Raw genomic sequence first — 19,580 nt, 5'->3', positions numbered from 1 at the left:
GGAAGCCCGTGAGCACCTTGCGCGCCCCGCCCCGCCGCCCCGCGGCACCGCCCCCTCCCCCACCGCCGCCCCCGCCGCGGAAGGAGCCGCCGCGGCAGCCCAAGGCCCGCAAGGACCGGTCCGGCCTGTGGCGGTTCCTTGGCCGGTCCGCCGCCCTGGTGGCGATCTGGGGGGGCCTGGCCGGGCTGTTCGTCCTGGCCTATTTCGCCCACGACCTGCCGGACGTGAACCAGGCGGTGCAACTGGAGCGGCGGCCCGCCGTGACGCTGGTGGCCGCCGACGGCACGCCCTTCCACCGCTTCGGCGACCTGCGGGGCGCCACGGTGCAGGCGCGGGACCTGCCGCCGCACCTGATCAACGCCCTGCTGGCCACGGAGGACAGCCGGTTCTGGAGCCATTTCGGCATCGACCCCATCGGCATCGCCCGCGCCGCCCTGGCCAACTGGAAGGCGGGGCGGACAGTGCAGGGCGCCTCCACCATCACCCAGCAGCTGGTGAAGAACCTGTTCCTGACGCCGGAACAGACCATGAAGCGCAAGGCGCAGGAGGCGATCCTGGCCGTGTGGCTGGAGAGCAAGTACAGCAAGGAGGAGATCCTTACCGCCTACCTGAACCGGGTGTACCTGGGCGCCGGCACCTTCGGGGTGGACGCGGCGGCGCGGACCTATTTCGACAAGCCCGCCACCGAGCTGAACCTGCGGGAGGCGGCGATCATCGTCGGCCTGCTGAAGGCCCCGTCCCGCTATGCCCCCACCGCCAGCGAGGACAAGGCCCTGCAACGGGCGTCCGTCGTGCTGGCGGAGATGGTGGAGCAGGGTTACATCGGCGAGGCCGAGCGCAAGGCCGCCCTGGCCGTGCCCCGGGTGCCCAAGCGCAAGCCGGGGCAGGAGGGGGACGGGCGCTATTTCGCCGCCTGGGTGGCGGACCAGGTGGCGGCCTTCGTCGGGCCGGACCATGGCGACCTGATCGTCTACACCACCTTCGACCCGGCCATCCAACGGGCCACCGCCCACCACATCGCCGAGACGCTGCGGGTCAGCGGGGAAGCGTCGCGCGTGTCCCAGGCCGCCGCCGTGGTGATGACGCCGGACGGGGCGGTGAAGGCGCTGATGGGCGGGCGGGACTATGACGACAGCCAGTTCAATCGCGCGACGCAGGCCCTGCGCCAGCCCGGCTCCGCCTTCAAGCCCATCGTCTACCTGGCGGCGCTGGAGGCGGGCTGGTCCCCCACCAGCACCGTGGTTGACGCGCCGTACCAGAAGAAGAACTGGCGCCCGGCCAACTATGACCTGAAGTTCCGGGGCGAGGTGAGCCTGCGCGACGCGCTGGCCTGGTCCCTGAACACCGCCACCATCCGCCTGCTGGAGGAGGTGGGCGTGGACCGGGCGCGCAGCCTGGCCAAGCGGCTGGGCCTGACCACGCCCATGCGCCGCGACCTCTCCCTGGCGCTGGGCACCAGCGAGGTGACGCTGCTGGAGCTGACCGGCGCCTATGCCACCCTGGCCAATGACGGTCGGTCGGTCATCCCCTATGCCATCCAGGAGATCAGGGACACGGACGGGCAACTGCTGTACCAGCGCCGCGGCTCCAGCGCCGGCCATGCCGTGGCCGGGCCCGATGTGGAGGCCATCAACCAGATGCTGCTGGCGCCCATCGCCTATGGCACCGGTACCGCGGCCCGGCTGGACCGCATGGCCGCGGGCAAGACGGGCACCACCCAAGACTACAAGGACGCCTGGTTCGTGGGCTTCACCGCCGATTTGGTGGCCGGCGTCTGGCTGGGTAACGACGATGGCGCGCCCATGAAGAAGGTGGCCGGCGGCGGCCTGCCGGCCAAGCTGTGGCGGTCCGTCATGGAGGACGCCCACCGGGGCCTGCCGCCCCGGCCCCTGCCCGGCCTGTCCGGCGGCCACCCGCGCGTCGCCACCGTGGCCCCCCCGGCCCCGCCCGCCGTGGCGGAGCTGCCGCCGGAGGGGGTGGAGGCCCCCGCCCAGGGTGCGGCGCCGGAGGAATCCAACGACGCCATCGCCAACCTCATCCGGAGCCTCAAGGGGGAGTAGGTCGGGCTGGAGCGGAGCGGAAGCCCGACGGCAAGACTCTCCATCCACATCGTGTCGGGCCTCATTGCGCTCGGCACCGACCTGCGGCGGCGGCCCACCGGGACTGTGGCAGCCGGCACCAGGGTCCGCTACTGTCACGCCCCACGCAACCCGGAGCGCGCCCGCCCATGACCGTCTACCATGATGTCCCCGGCCTTCGCCCGGTCGTGGCCGGGCTGGAGGAGACGCGCATCGTCCAGATGGTGCAGTATGGCCGCGGCCGGCCGGGGCTGATCCCCCTGTGGGTGGGCGAGGGCGACATCCCCACCCCCGACTTCATCCGCGAGGCCTGCGACAGGGGCATCCGCGACGGGCGGGTCTTCTACACCTGGCAGCGCGGCCTGCCGGAGCTGCGGGAGGCGCTGGGCGCCTACATGACCCGGCTGCACGCCACCCCCAACGGCGCCCCGCCGGTGCTGGCGGACCGGGTCACCATCACCAGCTCGGGCATGCAGGGCATCATGCTCACTGTCCAGGCGCTGGTGGGGCCGGGCGACGAGGTGGTGGTCGTCACCCCCGTCTGGCCCAACGTCATGTCCGCCGTGCGGCTGATGGGCGGGGTGGTGGTGCCGGTGCCGCTGGACCCGGCGCCGGAGGGCTGGGCCCTGGACTTGGGGAAACTGGCTGCCGCCATCGGGCCGCGGACCAAGGCGGTGTTCGTCAACTCCCCCAGCAACCCCACGGGCTGGACCCTGGACCGGCCCACCCTGCGCGCCGTCTGGGACCTGGTGCGGGGCCGCGACGTCTGGCTTGTGGCGGACGAGGTTTATACCCGCCTGACCTATGAACAGCCGGTCGCCCCCAGCTTCCTGGAGCTGGCGGAGGCTGATGACAAGCTCATCGTCGTCAACAGCTTTTCCAAGAACTGGTGCATGACCGGCTGGCGCCTGGGCTGGCTGACCACCCCGCCGGCCCTGGGCGACGCGCTGGAGAAGCTGGTGCAGCTCAACACCTCGGGCACGGCGGAGTTCATCCAGTATGCCGGGCTGGTGGCGGTGGAACAGGGGGAGCCCTTCCTGGCCGACATGCTGGCCCGCTGCCGCCAGGGCCGCGACATCATCACCCGCGCCCTGAACCAGGTGCCCGGCGTCACCGTCGCCCCGCCGCCGGGGGCGTTCTATGGCTTCCTGCGGTTGGAGGGGGTCACGGACAGCATGGACTTCGCCCGCCGCCTGGTGGACCGCGCCAATGTCGGCCTTGCCCCCGGCAGCGCCTTCGGTCCCGGCGGGGAGGGCAGCCTGCGCCTGTGCTTCGCCAGCTCCCCCACCCTGCTGGAGGAAGCCATGGCCCGGCTGGTGCCAGCGCTGGGGGAGATGCTTGCGAGCCGTTTTGGCGGCGTTGAGGAAAGACTTGGACACGGATAAACGCGGATTCCTGTCGGATTGACGCGGATGGCCGTGGGGACAGTCAGTGCCTGGTTGATGATTGGCTGCGCCGCCTGCTTATCCGCGCGATAGCGCAAATCATCTTATCCGTGGCCATCCGCCCTGATCCGCGTTCATCCGTGCCCATATCCTTCCGCCACACCTCCGACCGCATCCACACAGCAGAAAAGGAAAGGGCCGCGGAGGACATACCCCCGCGGCCCCGGCCATCAAACGCTGACCGTCCTCAGAACCCGACGCGGACGCGGGCGCTGAAGCTGTTGTCGTCGATGCTGCCGCCGAAGCGGCCTTCCCAGCCGAGGGACAGGCCGATGCTGCCCGTGTTCACGCCAAGGCCGATGCCGCCCACCACCTGGTTGCGGGCCGGTGAGGTGGCGTTGGCGAAGGCGGGCTGGCCGCTGGGCAGGGTGCCGAAGACCTTCCGGTCGTCGTTCAGGAACTCCCGCTCATAGGCCACATGGACGGTGGGGACGATGGCCGTGCCGCCGCTGCCGAAGCGGCCGGTGGCGGACACGCCCAGGCTGCCCTTCAGGGACTCGGCGTCGAAATCCTCCACCTTCAGATTCAGCAGGTTGCTGCCTTGCTCGGTGAAGCCGTCCACCTCGGTGTTCACATAGCGCAGGCTGGCCACCGGGCCGATGGCCAAGCCGCCCATGGACGGGGTGTAGCCCACGGTCAGGCCGGCGCCGTAGCTGTCGCCGTCCGGCTCCGCGCTGGCGGTGGGGGCGAAGGCGAAGCGGGTCTGGCGGTCGATGTCGTACTTGTTGAAGCTGTAGCCCATGAAGGCGTCGCCCCACAGCTCACCCGCCGCGGCGGTGACGTAGGTGGTCACGCTGTAGGACTTGGCGTCCACCTCGGCATAGTCGCCGTCCGTGTCCAGCTTGCCCTTGCCATAGGCGAAGGCCAGGCCGGCGACGACGTTCTGGTCGACCTCGTAGTCGACGCCCACGCCGCCATTGTAGCCGTCATAGTCATAGCCGAACTGGTTGCCGCGCTGCTCCGCGTCGCCCTTGAAATAGGAGCCGAAGGCGTAGAGCGCGAAGCGGCCGTCCGGGCCCATCTGGCTGCCGGACAGGCTGGCCGCCTGGCCGCCGCGGGCGCCGAACATGCGGCCGGCGATGGCCTGGTTCGCCTGCTCGAACAGGCGGATGCCGAGCTGGGTGGTGGTGGCGATGGCGGACGGCGCCTCATACGCCGCGGACAGGGTGCCGTCCACGAAGGCTGCGGTCAACGCGTGGGCGGTGGTGGTGGGGTGTAGCGCGTCGAAGAACACCGTCCCGGCGGTGCCGGCCGCCGTGGCGCAGGCGCCGGTCGCCACCAGCGAGCCGCCCGGGCCCACCGGCGCGAAGCAGGGGATGGTGGTGTTCGTGAAGCCATAGGCGCTGGGCCGGGCCAACAGGTCACGGAACAGGCCGTTCACGTCCACCAGGATGGCGTTGGCGCCCTGGGTCCGCAGGCCGGCGGCGACGCCAGCCAGGGCGAGGGAGTGCAGGTCCGACACCTGGTTGGCGCTGGCGCGGGTAGCCGCGGGCAGGCCCGAGGTCAGGGGGATGTTGCCCAGGGGAGGCAGGTCCACCAGCACGAAGTTCCGGGCACCGGCGGCATAGAGCCGGCCGGCCTGCGTGGCGACGGTGTTGGCCACGTTGGCGATGGTGGCCTGCACCTGGGCCGTGCTGGGCGGGGTCGGGGCGCTGAGCACGCCGACATAGTCGTTGCCGCCGATCCAGATGGCCACCAGCCGGTCGCTGGCGACGGTGGTGCCGCCCGCCAGGAAGCGGTCCACCTGCGGCGTCAGGTCGGTGGCGAGGCCGGTGGCATCGTTCCGGGTGACGGCCCGGGCGCCGCCGAAGGCGCGGCTGTCCATGGTGATGCCGCGCAGGCTGCCGAACGTCTCCAGCCATACGGGACCGTTGGAGAAGCGGCCGTTCACGTAGGGCGCGCCGGGCCGCAGGGCCGGGCTGAGGAACCGGGCGAAATTGTCCGTGTCGGACAGGCTGTCGCCGAACACCGTACCGCCGCTGTAGCGGAGCTGCTGGGCCCCCGCCGCACCGACGGCGAGACCGGCCACGGCCGCCGCGGCCGTCGCCATGAGGATACGCTTGAGCATTCCTGTCGCTCCCTCCCGAGGACGGGCGCTGGGCGCGCCCTTGTTTGTCGGGGGAGACCGTAACTTTACTTTCACACACAGGGAAGGCGTTTCATCACAATGCGTTGTGGCCCGGGGCCCATTTCCCGGCGACTATGGCAGGGATGCCGCGCCCCGCCGCCGGTCGCCGCGGTACACAGCCTGAAGGAGGGCCATCCCATGCTGATCACCACCACCAACACCGTCGAGGGCCGGCGGGTGCTGTCCTACCTGGGCGTCGTCGCCGGCGAGGCGGTGATGGGCGTCAACGTCTTCCGCGACATGTTCTCCGGCATCCGCGACATCGTCGGCGGCCGGTCCGGCGGCTACCAGGCCTCCCTGCGCGACGCCCGCGAGCACGCCTTCGCCGACATGGCCGAGGCCGCCCGGGAGCTTGGCGCCGATGCGGTGATCGGCGTGGACGTGGACTATGAGGTGCTGGGCAAGGAGAACGGCATGCTGATGGTCAGCGTCAACGGCACGGCGGTGAAGCTGGGTTAGTCGGCCTGAATCGGCGAAGCCAATTTCATTTTGTCCGTGTCGTCCGTGTGCTTGTCCGTGCCGTCCGTGTGAACGGATCACCGTTTGGTCTTGGGGAACACGCTGTTTGTTGGGGACACGGACGGCACGGACACACCACGGACGACACGGACATTTGGACTCACCGCTTCGCGCCCACATCGCGCAGCAGGTGGCCGTGCAGGTCGGCCAGGTCGCGGTAGACGGGGGCGGAGAGGAAGCGGACCAGCACCGCTTCCAGCAAGCCGCCCAGCCCGCCCATGGCCGGGCCGCGGAAGGACGGCACCACGTCCACCTGCCCGCCGATGCGCGGGCTCTGGGCGTGTTGGGTCAAGGCAGCCTTTTGCATGGCATGCTCCATCATCGGGTTGTCAGGGTCGGGCGGGGCGCCCGGTCCATGGCATTCCGCCGCAAACGGGCCTCGACGACAAACGAGTAATCCCGATACAGTGGATAAGCTGGACTTATCCATGGGGACCGTTCCCGCATGGCGGGAACCGGCCGCGCGACCCCATGGTCGCATGAGCCAAGCCGCCGGATGGCGGCGCCCGGCGCTTGAGGGAACTGCGAAAGAAGGAAGAACGAAAGATGTCCCGCCGCCTGCCGCCCCTGAACGCGCTGCGCACCTTCGATGCGGCGGCGCGGCACCTGTCCTTCACCAAGGCGGCGGAGGAGCTGGCGGTCACCCAGGCCGCCGTCAGCTACCAGGTGCGCCAGTTGGAGGAGCATGTGGGGCGGGAGCTGTTCCGCCGGCTGACCCGCAAGCTGGAGCTGACCCCGGCGGGCCAGGAGCTTCAGGGCGCGGTGGCAGAGGCGTTCGACCGCATCCGCGCCACCGTCAATCGGCTGGCCGACCGGGGGGAGAGCAAGGTGCTGTCGGTCACCACCCTGCCCACCTTCGCGTCGCAATGGCTGGTGCCACGGCTGGGGCATTTCCAGATGCGGCGGCCGGACCTGGCGGTGCGGCTGGACGCCAACCCCCGCATGGGCGACCTGGAGTATGATTTCGACGTGGCCCTGCGCAGCGGCAAGGGCGACTGGCCCGGCATCGTGGCGGAGCGGTTGCAGGACTTCACCCTGACCCCCGCCCTGAGCCCCCGGCTGGCGGAGCGGGTGGGCGGCATCCGGGAACCGCGGGACCTGCTGTCCCTGCCCTTCCTGGACTCCCAGCACCCGGATGACAAGGCGTGGTGGCGGGACTGGTTCCGGCTGGCGGGGTGGAGGTGGGCGACCTTCCCACCGGCACCCAGTACGACATGCACGGCATGACCGGCCAAGCCGCCGCCATGGGCCAGGGCGTGGCCCTGCTCTGCCCCCTGTTCTTCGCCGGCGACATCGCCACGGGCCGGCTGGTCCTGCCCTTCCCCGGGCTGGTGCTGCACACGGGCAGCGCCTATTGGCTGGCCTACAGCGAGAAGCGGGCCGGCGAGCCGAAGATCCAGGCCTTCCGCGACTGGATCCTGTCAGAGGTCAACGCCTGCGCGGGGCAATGCGGGATGATGGTGGCGTGAGCCCTACCTGACGACCAGCCTCCGCGCGCTGCCGGAGAACAGGGCGCCCAGGCCGGCGCCGATCCCGGCGGGCAGGGCGGCGACGGCGGCGGAAATCAGGCCACTTTCGAGGGGGGAGAGCTGGGCCCCCGGCGGGACGGGGGAGGCCAGGTGTGCCCCCAGCACCCCCGCCGCCACGGCCAAGGCCAGCAACGGCGCCCCGCGTGGCGCCACCAGCCCCAGGCCGAAGCCCGACAGCCCCAGGATCAGCAGCGTGCCCTCCAGCTCCGCCGCCGACAGGTCCCACAGTCCGGCGACGGCCCCGGCCAGCAGGGCGGTGGCGGCAAGGAAGAGGGAGCGGGACAGGGTCGGCAGCATGGCGGGCTCGTCGGCGGTGCGGTTCGACATGCTGTAGAGATGGCGGGGGAATGCGGCGGAAGCCTGTCATCGCGGGGGAGATGACAGGGCGATTGGTTGACACCAAAGGCTTGGGGTGGCGCAGGGGCATGGGCTTGCGCCCGCCTGATTCAGCGGCCATGCTGGTGTTTGGCGGCGGCAATGCCGCCCCGGGGACGGAACGGTCAGGAGAGCGGGGAATGGGGGTCAAGGGTCTGGTTTCCAAGGGTCTGTTGCTTGCCTGCCTCGTCCTGCCCCTTTCCCCGGCCCTTGCCGAGCCCGCCCGCATCCCCGACACCGCCATGGCCCTGGCGGCGGAGCTGCGGAAGCGGGCCCTGGACAGCCGCCTGTCCTATGAAATCGTGGAGTCCCTGACCACGGAGGTGGGCCCCCGCCTGCCGGGTAGCCCCGGTGACGCGGCGGCGGTGGCCTGGGCGGAGGCCAAGCTGGCGGCCCTGGGCTTCGACCGGGTCTGGACCGAACCGGTGACCATCCCCGCCTGGGAGCGGGGCCAGGCCCACGCCCATACCACCAGCCCCTTCCCCCAGCCCCTGCACGTGACGGCCCTGGGCAACAGCGTGCCCACGCCCGATGGCGGGTTACAGGCGGAGGTGGCCTTCTTCCCCAGCCTGGAGGCCTTGCAGGCCGCCCCGCCGGACAGCCTTGCCGGCAAGGTCGCCTATGTGGGCCAGCGCATGTGGAAGACCCAGGACGGGTCCTCCTATGGCGCCGTGGTGCCCATGCGCAGCAAGGGGGCGGCAGAGGCGGCAAAGCGCGGCGCAGTGGCGGTGCTGATCCGCTCCGTCGGCACGGACAGCCGGCGGTTCCCGCACACGGGCGTGATGAGCTATGCCGAGGGGGTGCCGCGCATCCCCGTGGCCGCCCTGTCCAACCCCGACGCGGACCAGTTGGAGCGGCTGGCCCGCTATGGCAAGCCGGTCAAGGTGCATCTGGACCTGACGCCGCGCACCGGACCCGCCACCCAGACCCGCAACGTGATCGCGGAGATCCGCGGCCGGGAGAAGCCGGAGGAGATCATCCTGATCGGCGCGCACCTGGACAGTTGGGACCTGGGCACCGGCGCCGTGGATGACGGCGCCGGGGTGGGCGTGGTCACCGCCGCGGCCCGGCTGATCCGCGACCTGCCGCAGCGGCCGCGGCGGACCATCCGGGTGGTGCTGTTCGCGGCGGAGGAGATCGGCCTGCTGGGGGCCAAGGCCTATGCCGCCGCCCATGCGGACGAGCTGCCCCGGCACATGCTGGCGACGGAGGCGGATTTCGGCGCGGGCCGGGTCTGGCGGCTGGAAACCCGGTTTGGGCCGGAGTCCCTGCCCCTGGCCGACCGGTTCATGAGCGCGCTGATGCCCTTGGGCATCGCCAAGGGCGGCAACGAGGCCCATGGCGGGCCGGACATCGGGCCACTGCGGGCGGCGGGGGTGCCGGTCATCACCCTGACCCAGGACGGCACCGATTATTTCGACCTGCACCACACCGCTGACGACACGCTGGACAAGATCGACCCCGCCGCCCTGGCCCAGGTGACCGCCGCCTATGCCGTCGCGGCTTACCTGGCGGCGGAGATGGAGGGCAACCTGCGGCCCGCGGGGGAGTGAGCCCCGTGGCGCCCGGGAAAGCGCGGCCGATTCAGGATCGCTTAAGCAACCGTCCCTAGGCTGTAGGCTGCTGGCAGCCCTGCCGGCGTCCTGGCACGGGCTTGCACATGGTTCTGGCGGCGGAAGGTGGGGAGACACGGCCACTGGCCCCCATGCTGGGGCTGGTGGCGCTCGGGCTGTTGTGCTTCCTGGCCTCCCACCTGGGCATCCTGCTGACACGGGAGGCCGGGAGCGTGGCCGCCCTGTGGGCCACCAATGCCGTCACCTTCGCCGTGGCGCTGCGGGCACCCGCCCGGCTGCGACCCGCCGTCCTGGGCATGTCCGCCCTGGGCAGCGTGGGCGCGAATGTCTGGTGGGGGGACACGGCCATCGTCTGTGCTGCCTTCGCCCTGTCGAACCTGGCCGAGCAGCTCGCCATGCTGGCCCTGACCGGCCGCTTCATCGGCCCGCGGGTGGATTTCGGGTCGCTGCGGCAGGTCAGCCTGTTCACCCTGTTCGCCGCCCTGGCCCCCATCCTGTCGGCCCCGCTTGGCGCCACGGCGCTGGCGCTGGACTATGGGTCCGAATTCTGGTCCGTGGCGACGACCTGGCTGGTAGCCAACGCCCTGGGCATGCTGGTCTTCGCCCCGCCCTTGATGCTGGTGCAGGACTCCGCCGGCCGCCCCGTGGACGGTTGGGCCGCATGGCTGGAGGCCGGGCTGCTGGCCCTGGCGGTCGCCGCGGTGGCCGTGCTGGTGTTCCACCAGTCGGGGCTGCCGCTGCTGTTCCTGGTCTTCCCGGCGGTGATCCTGGCGGTGTTCCGATTCGGCGCGGCGGGGGCCGCGGTAGCCGTGCTGGTGACCGCCATGGTCGGGGTGGGCTTCACCCTGGCGGGCCGCGGGCCCATCGCCCTGGCCAGCGGCATGTCCCCGGCCCTGGCCATCGGCTTCCTGCAGTTCTTCCTGGCCCTGGTGTTCCTGTCGGCGCTGCCCATGGGTGCCGTGCTGGCCGGCCGCGCCCGGCTGGAGCAACAGCTGCGCGAGGGGGAGGAGCGGCTGCGCTTCGCCCTGGACGGGGCCAATGACGGGTTGTGGGACTGGGACGTGGCAAGCGGTGCCGTGCATTTCAGCCCGCGCTGGGAAACCATGCTGGGCTTCACCCCCGGCGAGGTGGAACCCCATGTCCGTTCCTGGGAGCGGCTGGTCCACCCCGACGACAAGGCGGAGGTGATGCGGGTCCTGGCCGACCACCTGGAGGGCCGCACCCCGTTCTATGAGACGGAACACCGGGTCCGCCGCAAGGACGGGGGCTGGATGTGGATCCTGGACCGGGGCCGGGTGGTGGCGCGCGACGGCCAGGGCCACCCCCTGCGGGCCGTGGGCACCCACACCGACATCAGCCGCCGCAAGGAGGCGGAGGCGGGGCTGGCCCGCGCCCGGGCGGAGGCGGAGCAGGCCAACCGGGCCAAGTCCGTCTTCCTGGCCAGCATGAGCCATGAGCTGCGCACCCCGCTGAACGCCATCATCGGCTTCGCGGAGATGATCGAGATCCAGATCCTGGGCCCCCAGGCCTGGGACCGGTACCGGGACTATGCCCGGGATATCGGCGCCAGCGGCCGACACCTGCTGGACCTGATCAACGACATCCTCGACGCCTCGCGCATCGAGGCCGGCGCCCTGCCCCTGCATGAGGAACGGGTATCCGTGGCGGAGGCCGCCCAGGCCGCCCTGCGCATGCTGGCGGCGGACGCGGAGTTGGGCGGCGTGGCCCTGTCCGCCGACGTGGCGCCCGGCCTCCCTGTCCTGTGGGCAGACCCGCTGCGGCTGCGGCAGGTGCTGGTGAACCTGCTGGCCAATGGGGTGAAGTTCACCCCGGCCGGGGGTACGGTCCACCTGTCCGCCTGGCAGGCGGAGGATGGGGGGCTGGGCTTCGCCGTCAGCGACACTGGCATCGGCATCGCGGCGGCGGACCTGGAGCGAGTGCTTGAACCCTTCGCCCAGGCCAGCAACACGCCCTACCGCCCCACCCAGGGCAGCGGCCTGGGCCTTCCCCTGTCCCGCCGGCTGGTGGAACTGCACGGCGGCACCCTGACCCTGGACAGCCGCCTTGACCAGGGCACCACGGTCACGGTGCGCTTCCCGGCGGACCGGGTGTTGCAAGGGCCGGCCGCGTAGGTCGGGGTCCTTGTGCGGGCAAACAAGAAGGGGCGGCCCCGCGGGGCCGCCCCTTTTGCATCCGGGATGGGGTAGGCCGTCAGTTGGACGGCTTCTCCATCAACTTCTGCATGAGGTAGACGAGCTGCAACGCCGTCACCTCCGCCCGCTGCTTCAGGTTGGCGGCGGCGGAGTGGCCGCCCTCGATGTTCTCGTAATAGACCACCGGCTTGCCGAACTCCTGCAGCCGGGCCACGAACTTGCGGGCGTGGCCGGGGTGCACCCGGTCGTCCTTGGTGGAGGTGTAGACGAAGGCCTCCGGGTAGGTGACCGTCGGCTTCAGGTTCTGGTAGGGGCTGTACTTGCTGATATAGGCGCGCTCGGCGGGGATGTCGGGGTTGCCGTACTCCCCCATCCAGGACGCGCCGGCCAGCAGGGTGTGGTAGCGCAGCATGTCCAGCAGCGGCACGGCCACGATCACGGCGCCGAACAGGTCCGGCCGCTGGGTCATGGTGGCGCCGGTCAGCAGGCCGCCGTTGGAGCCACCCTGGATGCCCAGGCGGGCCGGCTTGGTGACCTTGGTCTTCACCAGATCCTCGCCCACGGCGATGAAGTCGTCGAAGGCGCGCTGCCGGTTCTCCTTCAGGGCGGCCTGGTGCCAGGCCGGCCCGAACTCCCCGCCGCCGCGGATGTTCGCCACCACATAGACGCCGCCGGCCTGCAGCCAGCTCTTGCCGAAGGCGCTGAGGTAGCGGGGGGTCTGGCTAATCTCGAACCCGCCATAGCCGTAAAGCAGGGTCGGGTTCTCCCCGTCCAGCTTCATGTCCTTGGGCCCGACGATGAAGTACGGGACCTTGGTGCCGTCCTTGCTGGTGGCGAAGCGCTGCTCGGTTTTGTAGGGCGCGGAGTCGAACCGGGCCGGCAGGGACTTGATGGCCTCGGGCTTGCCGCCCGCCGGCATCAGGTACAGCGTGTCCGGCTGCAGGAAGTTGGTGTAGTTCACCAGCACGTCGGTGCTGAAGGCATCGGTGGAGGTGATGGACAGGCTGCCCTGGCCGGGCAGGGCCACGTCGGCCAAAGTCCAGCCCTGGGCCCCGCGCTTGGCGGACACCAGCTTGCCCACCACATTGTCCAGCAGGTCGATGTAGACGGCGTCCTTCGCCACCGACACGTCCTCGATGGAGGCGGTGGCGGACGGGGCCAGCACGGTCTCCACGGTCTTCGGCGTGCCGGCCGCGGCCTCGGCCACCGGCACGGCCACCAGGGTGCCCTTGGCGAAGGTCTTGCCGGCCACGGCCCAGTCGGCCCGCAGCAGCAGCAGCAGGCGGCCGTCGATCACGCCGCGCAGGTCGATGCCCAGCGGCAGGTTAAGCTTGGCGGGCTTGCCGTCCTTGCCCACCAGGTGCCATTCCTCCGTGAAGAAGTCCGGCCCGCGGTTCAGCAGGATGGTGGTGCCTTCCGGCCGCTGGAACACGGCGGGGCGGGCCCAGACGTCGGTCTTGCCCACGTTCAGCAGGATGGGGGCCTTGGACAGGTCGGACCCGCGCTTCCACAGCCGGACCTGGCGGGCATAGCCGCTGTCGGTCATGGTGTCGGGGCCGAAGTCCGTGGCCACCAACAGGGTGTCCTTGTCGGCCCAGGCGACGGTCTGCTTGGCCTCCGGCAGCTCGAAGCCGCCCTTCACGAATTCCTTCTTGGCCGCGTCATATTCCCGGACCACCACGGCGTCCTTGCCGCCGCGGGACAGGTTGACCAGGCACAGGGTGCTTTCCGGCGCCAGGCAGGTGTGGCCCTTGTAGACCCAGTTCTCGTTCTCCGCCTTGGACAGGGCGTCCAGGTCCAGCACGATGTCCCACTTGGGGTCGGCGGTGCGGTAGCTGTCCACCGCGGCGCGGCGCCAGACGCCGCGGACATTGGTGGCGTCCTGCCAGAAATTGTCCACCTGCCCGCCTTCCAGCGAGCCATAGGCGATGCGGTCGCGGGCGGTGAAGATGGCCTCCGCGTCGGCGCGCAGCGGCTCGAAGCGGGGGTCGCCCTTCAGGCGCTGGAAGGTCTGCTCGTTCTGCTTCTTGGCCCAGTCGATGGCCTTCTCACCCTCCACCTCTTCCAGCCAGAGGTAGGGGTCGTCGCCCTTGGCCTGGGGCGCCGCCGGGGCGGGGCCGGCCGCCTTGGCCGTGTCCTGCGCCAGCGTCGGCGCGCCTGAAATCAGCGCCACCGCGGCGGCGGCGGCCAACATGGTCCTCTTCAACGTCATCGCCACGTCCCTCTTCCCCTCCCGCGCGGGCAGGCCCCGCCATTAAGGAAGGGTCTAGCACCCCCTCGGGGAGGGCGGAAGGGCGTGTAACAGGGCGGTTACAAAGGGGGCGAGCATCCATCCGTGCAAGGCACCGGAGGTCACCCCGGCCCCCGAGCCGGGGTCCTCGGGATCGGTGCATGCAGGGCACCGGAAGCCCTTGGCTGTCTGGGGAAACCTACAGGAACAGTGATGACGGTGATGGCCAGGGATGACAGTGATGGGGTGATCTTGTCCTGATGCCGCTGCCCGACGGACAAGGGTTTTTTTGAACGCAGAGGGCCGCAGAGGACAGGGAGGGGTCGGTGCGGCGAAGGCGTCGGGACCACCGCCCGACGTCGGGTCAATCTTGCGCCGAAGGCGCAGTCAAACTGCTGCCCGAGGTTGGCACCAACATCAATCCAAGGCAGGACACATCACTGTCACCCCTGGCCATCACTGTCATCACTGCTCTTGTAAGTTCCTCTGTGTCCTCTGCGGCCATCTGCGTCCTCTGCGTTCCAAAACGGGGCATCCCCACCCGCAGGCCCGCTGCCGCGCCAGTGGCACGACGGCTTTCCCAAGGGTTCCGGCTCAAGGCCGGAATGACTTCGGCGCTTGGCAGGACGCCCCCAGAAACCCGAGCCGCAAACGGAAAGGGCCAGCCACCACGCGGCGGCCGGCCCCGATTTGACGGGCAAGAGGCGGGACAGGCGCCTCAATCCGCCGCGAACGCCTCCTCCCACGTGCCCCGCGTCGCGGCCTTGCTGTACTCGGTGGCGCGGTTCTCGAAGAAGTTGGTGTGTTCGATGCCGTTCAGGATGGCGTCCATCCAGGGCAGCGGGTTCTTTTCCACGCCATAGACGGCCTCCAGCCCCAGCTGGGTCAGGCGGCGGTCGGCGATGTGGCGGATGTAGGCCTTCACGTCCTCGGCGGTCAGGCCCTGGACGGGGCCCTGCTCGAAGGCCAGGTCGATGAAGGCGTCCTCGTGGTGCAGGATGGTGTCGCAGGCGACGTAGAGTTCCTGCTTGAAGCTGTCGGTCCAGATCTCCGGGTTCTCCGCCACGAAGGTCTTGAACAGCTTGATGATGCTCTGGGTGTGCAGGCTCTCGTCACGCACGGACCAGGTGACGATCTGGCCCATCCCCTTCATCTTGTTGAAGCGGGGGAAGTTCATCAGGATGGCGAAGCTGGCGAAGAGCTGCAGCCCCTCCGTGAACGCCCCGAACACGGCCAGGGTCTTGGCGATGTCCGGCAGGCTGTCCACGTTGAATTCATGCATGTAGTCGTACTTGTCCTTCATCTCCTTGTAGCGGAGGAAGGCCGAGTACTCGATCTCCGGCATGCCGATGGTGTCGAGCAGGTGGGAGTAGGCGGCGATGTGCACCGTCTCCATGGCGGAGAAGGCGGCCATCATCATCTTGACTTCGGTGGGCTGGAACACGCGGCTGTAATGCTGCATGTAGCAGTTGTTCACCTCGACGTCCGCCTGGGTGAAGAAGCGGAAGATCTGGGTCAGCAGGTTCCGCTCGCCGTCGGTCAGCTTGTTGCGCCAGTCCTTCACGTCGTCGGCCAGCGGCACTTCCTCCGGCAGCCAATGGATGCGCTGCTGGGTCAGCCAGGCCTCATAGGCCCAGGGATAGCGGAAGGGCTTGTAGACCGGGTTCGGCGTGAGGAGCATGGAAGCCATGGCCGTGGTTCTTCACACTAGATATGGGGACAGACCATGGAAGGTAACACAGAATGTGGCCGCGTGGAGTCCCCCGGCCTGTGGATATCTGTGGATAACGGGGGAACGTCGGCAAGCCCGCTTGATTGCTCGATTGTCCCCTCACCACCCGGCAGGAGGGCGAGGCGCCGGCGTTCGGAGTCCAGGTATTCGGCCCGCGACACCCGGCCGTCGCGGTTGGAATCGAGCTTGTCGAACAGGCGCCCGGCCTGGGCGCGCAGCTCCTCCGCCGTCACGCGGAAGTCGGCATTGGCGTCGGCCGCCATCACAGGGTCGGCGCCGGAACGGTAGAAGGGCCGGTTGCCGCTGCCCTGGGCATCGGGGCCGCGGTCCTCCAGCTCCGCCGTGGTCAGGGTCAGGCTGCGGGGGCGCAGTCGGGCGCTGGGCTTCTCCGGCGGCGGGCGGAAGGGGGAGGTGGCCCGCAACAGGGTCAGCTCCGCCGCCGTGACGCTGCCATCCTTGTTGGTGTCGAAGGCGGCGAAGGCGCGGTCGGCGTCGGCCACGAACTCGGCCCGGTCCAGGGCGCCGTCGCCGTTGGCGTCGGCCCGGCCGAACCAGGCTTCCAGCGCCGGCAGCAGCGCGGCCTCGTTGCTGGCCGGGGGGCCCAGCAGCTCGCCCGAGGGGCTGACGGGCATGACCCGGATGGGCACCCGGTCCTCAGGCCCGCCACCGCCGCACCCGGCCAGGACAAGGGCAACGGCCAGGGCGGTCAGGGGCTTTGCGGTCACGGGCGGCTCCGTCTGGGGTCTTGCCCCAGGCGATGCCCTGCGGCCGGGCGCAAGTCAAGGGCATCACATCGCGCCCGGCGGCCCGCCACCCCCACCCCGGCGCCCGCCGCCGGGGGACCGCCACCCGGCCCGCCCATGCGCCGCAGCCCCTCGGGCGGGCGGTCGAAGGCGGCCTCGGCGGCGGCCTGGGCCTCGGCCCGCGACAGGGCGCCGTCCCTGTCCCGGTCGGCGGTGGCCAGCTTGCGTCCGGCCTGGGCCTGCAACTCCGCCAGGGTGACGCGGAAATCCAGGTCCAGGTCGGCGGACATCACCGGGTCGGCCCCCATGCCCCCGGCCATCCCACCCCGGCCCATCGGGCCGCCGCGGGGCGGGCCGTCGGGCGATGGCGCCGCATCCTCCCGCGGGGCGTGGAAGGATGCGGCGAGGCGCAGGCGGCTGTCGGCCAGCTCCCGGCTGTTCACCGCGCCATCGCCGTCCGCGTCCAGGGAACCGAAGAAGCGGGCCACGTCGGCCTCCAGCTCCGCCGGGGAGAGCTTGCCGTCCCCGTCCCGGTCGGCCTGGCCGAACCAGTCCAGCGTGCTTTCCACATAGGCATCCTTGTCCCGGGCAGGCCGGCCCAGCGGCTCCCCCGCAAGGCTCAGGGGCGGGCGGCCCATCATCATGCCGGGCCCCCGCGGCGGATCGTGCCGGTTGGCGCAGGCAGGCAGGGCGAGGAGGGGCAGGAGTGCAAGGGAGACGGGAATGCGCATGTCGCGGGGGTCCGGTGGGGAACACTGGCCCTTGCACGCTCGGGCGGACGGAACCCTGTCGTCAGGCCGTGGCGGCCGGGGAGCAGGCCCGCCCCCCTGCCAGCATGGAATCCATGGCCATCGACGCCGAATCCGTTATCCCAGCGCAGCAGTTCCTCAAGCTCGCGCTTGACCCGTCCCACAGGGATGAAGCCGTCCATGGGCACCTCCCCGTCCTGCCCGTTATCCCACGCCAAACCAGCCGCCGCCCGTCACACCAGCCGGAACGGCACCTCTGACCGGTGGAGGGCCGTGTCGGCGGGGTAGCCGGCCTTGCGCAGCAGGGCGTCGATGGCGGGAAGGGACAGGTGCTGGTGGCGGCTGGGGCCGACCCAGATCTCCCGCACCGCCTGTTTCGGGAAGGGCACGGGCAGGTAGGTGGCCACGCAGGTCTCCCGCGCGATGAACTCCAGCCGGTCCGCCTGGTCGGGGGCCAGCAGGGAGACCAGTCGCCATTCCTGCTCCTCCGCGAAGCCGGGATGCTTGAACAGGGCGGCGAACCAGGCGAGGCGCCCGAACGCCTCGTCCAGCAGGGCCGCGGCCCCGTCCCCGTCCGTTGACCCGCCGGACGCCCGGCACCAGAGGTCGGCCACGGTTCGGACCAGGTCATCGGCGAAGGCATCCTGGGCCTCCGCCTCATAGACGCAGGGCACCAGCAGGGCCCCTGCCTGCCGCAGCCCCTCGGTCAGGGCACGGATGTCGAAGCCCACCGCATAGCCGCTCTCCACCTCCCCATAGCCGCGCCATTGGGACAGCAGGTCGGCGGCGCGGGAGAAGCTGACCACATAGACCTCCGGGATGCGGTGGGTGGCCTCGCGCAGCCTTTGTCCCATCCCATCCAGGAAGGCGCCGAGGCCGCCGCCCTCTGCCCGCGCGAACCGGTCCAGGGCGGACTGGATGCGCTCGAGGCTCAGGTAATACTCGGCGCTGTCGTTCAGGAAGGCGATGTTGGTGGCCCGCAGGCTACCCCCGCCCAGGATGCCCAGCAAACCCGGTGCCGCGGTATAATGGTAGATCACCGGCCCCCGGTGGCCTTAACCGTCAGCCGTTCATGCCAGGACCGGCAGAACCCCTCCAGCGTCTCCCCCTGCATAAGTATCCCCTCATCCATCCCCGGAGGCTTCAACGGGCGGGGACAGGGAGGATCACGGCGAAGGGTGCGACCTTGGGCCGTCGGTCCACGCGGCGGGCACCGCCAATCCGACCTACGATGGCGGGTGGACCGGTGCTAATGTCCCGCCCGACCCGACCCGCCGCAATGCAGAGCCCGCCTTGACCGAGCAACCGTTCTTCCTGAAGGACATCTGGTACCACGCCATGCCGTCGGCCCGGCTGAAGGCCGGGGCCATGCAGGCCAAGACGCTGCTGGGGCAGCCGGTGCTGTTCGGGCGGGCGGCCGACGGGGTTGCCTTCGCCCTGCGGGACATCTGCCCGCACCGGGGCATCCCCCTGTCCTGCGGCAGCTTCGACGGACGGGAGGTCGAGTGCTGCTACCATGGCTGGCGCTTCGACCGGCAGGGCGCCTGCACCGCCATCCCGTCCCTGGTGGACGGGCAGGATTTCGACATCTCCCGGATCAAGGTGCGCCCCTATCCGGTGCGGGAAGCGCAGGGCAACGTCTGGGTCTGGATGGGTGAGTCGGACCCCACGGAGGAGCCGCCCCAGGTACCCGACATGGACGGCAAGGCCCCGTCCATGGTGGAGGTGATGGAGTTCCCCTGCTTCATCGACCATGCCGTCGTGGGACTGATGGACCCGGCACACGGGCCCTTCGTCCACCAGTCCTGGTTCTGGCGCAGCCGCAAGAGCATCCATGAGAAGGCAAAGGCCTTCGGCCCCGCGCCCTATGGCTTCGCCATGAAGCGACACAAGCCCAGCAGCAACAGCGCGGCCTACAAGATCTTAGGCGGAACGCCGGAGACGGAGATCAGCTTCCGCCTGCCCGGCGTGCGGATCGAGCACATCAAGAACGGCCGCCACACCGTGGTGAACCTGACCACCGTCACGCCCCTGGACGAGAAGCGGACGGAGGTCACCAACAGCATGTACTGGACCATGGGCTGGGCCGGCCTGCTGAAGCCCCTGTTCCGCCCCATCGCCCGCCGCTTCCTGGGTCAGGACCGGGACGTGGTGGTGATGCAGCAGGAAGGGCTGAGGCACAACCCCACCCTGATGCTGATCAAGGACGCCGACACCCAGGCCCGCTGGTACTACCAGCTGAAGAACGAGTACCAGCGGTCCCGGGAAGAGGGCCGGGAGTTCCGGAACCCCGTGCGGGACACGGTGCTGCGCTGGCGGAGTTGA

16 protein-coding genes are annotated in these 19,580 nt (G+C 70.4%); 8 read left to right on the top strand and 8 right to left on the bottom strand.

All coding sequences use genetic code 11. The annotated features are described in order from the left end of the window. Window positions 1-8: 8 nt before the first annotated feature. Both HHL28_RS00840 and HHL28_RS00835 read left to right on the top strand, forming a co-directional pair. On the top strand, window positions 9-2,060 hold the full coding sequence (locus HHL28_RS00840; RefSeq protein ID WP_404326186.1) for a transglycosylase domain-containing protein: 2,052 nt from the start codon (window positions 9-11) through the stop codon (window positions 2,058-2,060). A 167-nt stretch (window positions 2,061-2,227) separates the two neighbouring features. Continuing rightward, complete coding sequence (locus tag HHL28_RS00835) at window positions 2,228-3,463, top strand: pyridoxal phosphate-dependent aminotransferase (protein ID WP_075771477.1); 1,236 nt, start codon at window positions 2,228-2,230, stop codon at window positions 3,461-3,463. A 247-nt stretch (window positions 3,464-3,710) separates the two neighbouring features. On the opposite strand, the gene HHL28_RS00830 is transcribed toward HHL28_RS00835, so the two are convergent. Next, a complete protein-coding gene (locus HHL28_RS00830) occupies window positions 3,711-5,591 on the bottom strand; it encodes an autotransporter domain-containing protein (protein ID WP_083699161.1) in 1,881 nt (626 codons plus the stop codon). Between the two features lie 198 nt (window positions 5,592-5,789). Between HHL28_RS00830 and HHL28_RS00825 the strand changes: the two genes are divergently transcribed. Next, entirely contained in the window at window positions 5,790-6,110 is a 321-nt protein-coding gene (locus HHL28_RS00825) for a heavy metal-binding domain-containing protein (protein ID WP_075771475.1), read from the top strand. 160 nt (window positions 6,111-6,270) lie between these two features. On the opposite strand, the gene HHL28_RS00820 is transcribed toward HHL28_RS00825, so the two are convergent. Continuing rightward, complete coding sequence (locus tag HHL28_RS00820; RefSeq protein WP_169654523.1) at window positions 6,271-6,462, bottom strand: hypothetical protein; 192 nt, start codon at window positions 6,460-6,462, stop codon at window positions 6,271-6,273. A 254-nt stretch (window positions 6,463-6,716) separates the two neighbouring features. Here HHL28_RS00820 and HHL28_RS00815 point away from each other — a divergent pair, with 254 nt between their 5' ends. Both HHL28_RS00815 and HHL28_RS18095 read left to right on the top strand, forming a co-directional pair. Then, window positions 6,717-7,397, top strand: coding sequence for a LysR family transcriptional regulator (locus HHL28_RS00815; RefSeq protein WP_404326183.1), 681 nt, complete (start codon window positions 6,717-6,719; stop codon window positions 7,395-7,397). Further along, on the top strand, window positions 7,352-7,639 hold the full coding sequence (locus HHL28_RS18095) for a LysR substrate-binding domain-containing protein (protein WP_404326182.1): 288 nt from the start codon (window positions 7,352-7,354) through the stop codon (window positions 7,637-7,639). The genes HHL28_RS00815 and HHL28_RS18095 overlap by 46 nt, the downstream gene beginning before the upstream one ends. A gap of 3 nt (window positions 7,640-7,642) precedes the next feature. Here HHL28_RS18095 and HHL28_RS00810 read toward each other — a convergent pair whose 3' ends face one another. Continuing rightward, the gene (locus HHL28_RS00810; RefSeq protein ID WP_075771472.1) at window positions 7,643-8,026 is read right to left on the bottom strand and encodes a hypothetical protein; all 384 of its coding nucleotides are present in this window, start codon (window positions 8,024-8,026) and stop codon (window positions 7,643-7,645) included. A gap of 188 nt (window positions 8,027-8,214) precedes the next feature. Here HHL28_RS00810 and HHL28_RS00805 point away from each other — a divergent pair, with 188 nt between their 5' ends. Together HHL28_RS00805 and HHL28_RS00800 are read left to right on the top strand one after the other, a co-directional pair. Then, on the top strand, window positions 8,215-9,627 hold the full coding sequence (locus HHL28_RS00805; RefSeq protein WP_075771471.1) for a M20/M25/M40 family metallo-hydrolase: 1,413 nt from the start codon (window positions 8,215-8,217) through the stop codon (window positions 9,625-9,627). A 107-nt stretch (window positions 9,628-9,734) separates the two neighbouring features. Beyond that, window positions 9,735-11,780 (top strand): sensor histidine kinase, encoded by a 2,046-nt coding sequence (locus tag HHL28_RS00800; protein WP_083699160.1) that lies wholly within the window; start codon window positions 9,735-9,737, stop codon window positions 11,778-11,780. A 79-nt stretch (window positions 11,781-11,859) separates the two neighbouring features. Here HHL28_RS00800 and HHL28_RS00795 read toward each other — a convergent pair whose 3' ends face one another. The 5 genes from HHL28_RS00795 to HHL28_RS00775 all read right to left on the bottom strand — a co-directional run bounded on the left by HHL28_RS00795 (window position 11,860) and on the right by HHL28_RS00775 (window position 18,295). Further along, entirely contained in the window at window positions 11,860-14,013 is a 2,154-nt protein-coding gene (locus HHL28_RS00795) for a prolyl oligopeptidase family serine peptidase (RefSeq protein WP_075771469.1), read from the bottom strand. A 736-nt stretch (window positions 14,014-14,749) separates the two neighbouring features. Next, complete coding sequence (locus HHL28_RS00790) at window positions 14,750-15,721, bottom strand: ribonucleotide-diphosphate reductase subunit beta (RefSeq protein WP_075771468.1); 972 nt, start codon at window positions 15,719-15,721, stop codon at window positions 14,750-14,752. A gap of 17 nt (window positions 15,722-15,738) precedes the next feature. Beyond that, on the bottom strand, window positions 15,739-16,488 hold the full coding sequence (locus HHL28_RS00785) for an EF-hand domain-containing protein (protein ID WP_169654521.1): 750 nt from the start codon (window positions 16,486-16,488) through the stop codon (window positions 15,739-15,741). Beyond that, on the bottom strand, window positions 16,485-17,150 hold the full coding sequence (locus tag HHL28_RS00780) for an EF-hand domain-containing protein (RefSeq protein WP_169654519.1): 666 nt from the start codon (window positions 17,148-17,150) through the stop codon (window positions 16,485-16,487). Before HHL28_RS00780 ends, HHL28_RS00785 begins: the two co-directional genes overlap by 4 nt. A 338-nt stretch (window positions 17,151-17,488) precedes the next feature. Beyond that, window positions 17,489-18,295, bottom strand: a complete 807-nt coding sequence (locus HHL28_RS00775) for a DUF2971 domain-containing protein (protein ID WP_169654517.1) — start codon at window positions 18,293-18,295, stop codon at window positions 17,489-17,491. 253 nt (window positions 18,296-18,548) lie between these two features. On the opposite strand from HHL28_RS00775, the gene HHL28_RS00770 reads away from it, so the two are divergent. Next, on the top strand, window positions 18,549-19,580 hold the full coding sequence (locus tag HHL28_RS00770) for a Rieske 2Fe-2S domain-containing protein (protein WP_075771464.1): 1,032 nt from the start codon (window positions 18,549-18,551) through the stop codon (window positions 19,578-19,580).

This window comes from Aerophototrophica crusticola (assembly GCF_012913305.1).
In the GTDB taxonomy this organism is placed as follows: Bacteria; Pseudomonadota; Alphaproteobacteria; order Azospirillales; family Azospirillaceae; genus Niveispirillum; species Niveispirillum crusticola.
The sequence above is the reverse complement of the archived record's forward strand: the minus strand, read 5'-3'. Positions and strand labels throughout refer to the sequence as shown.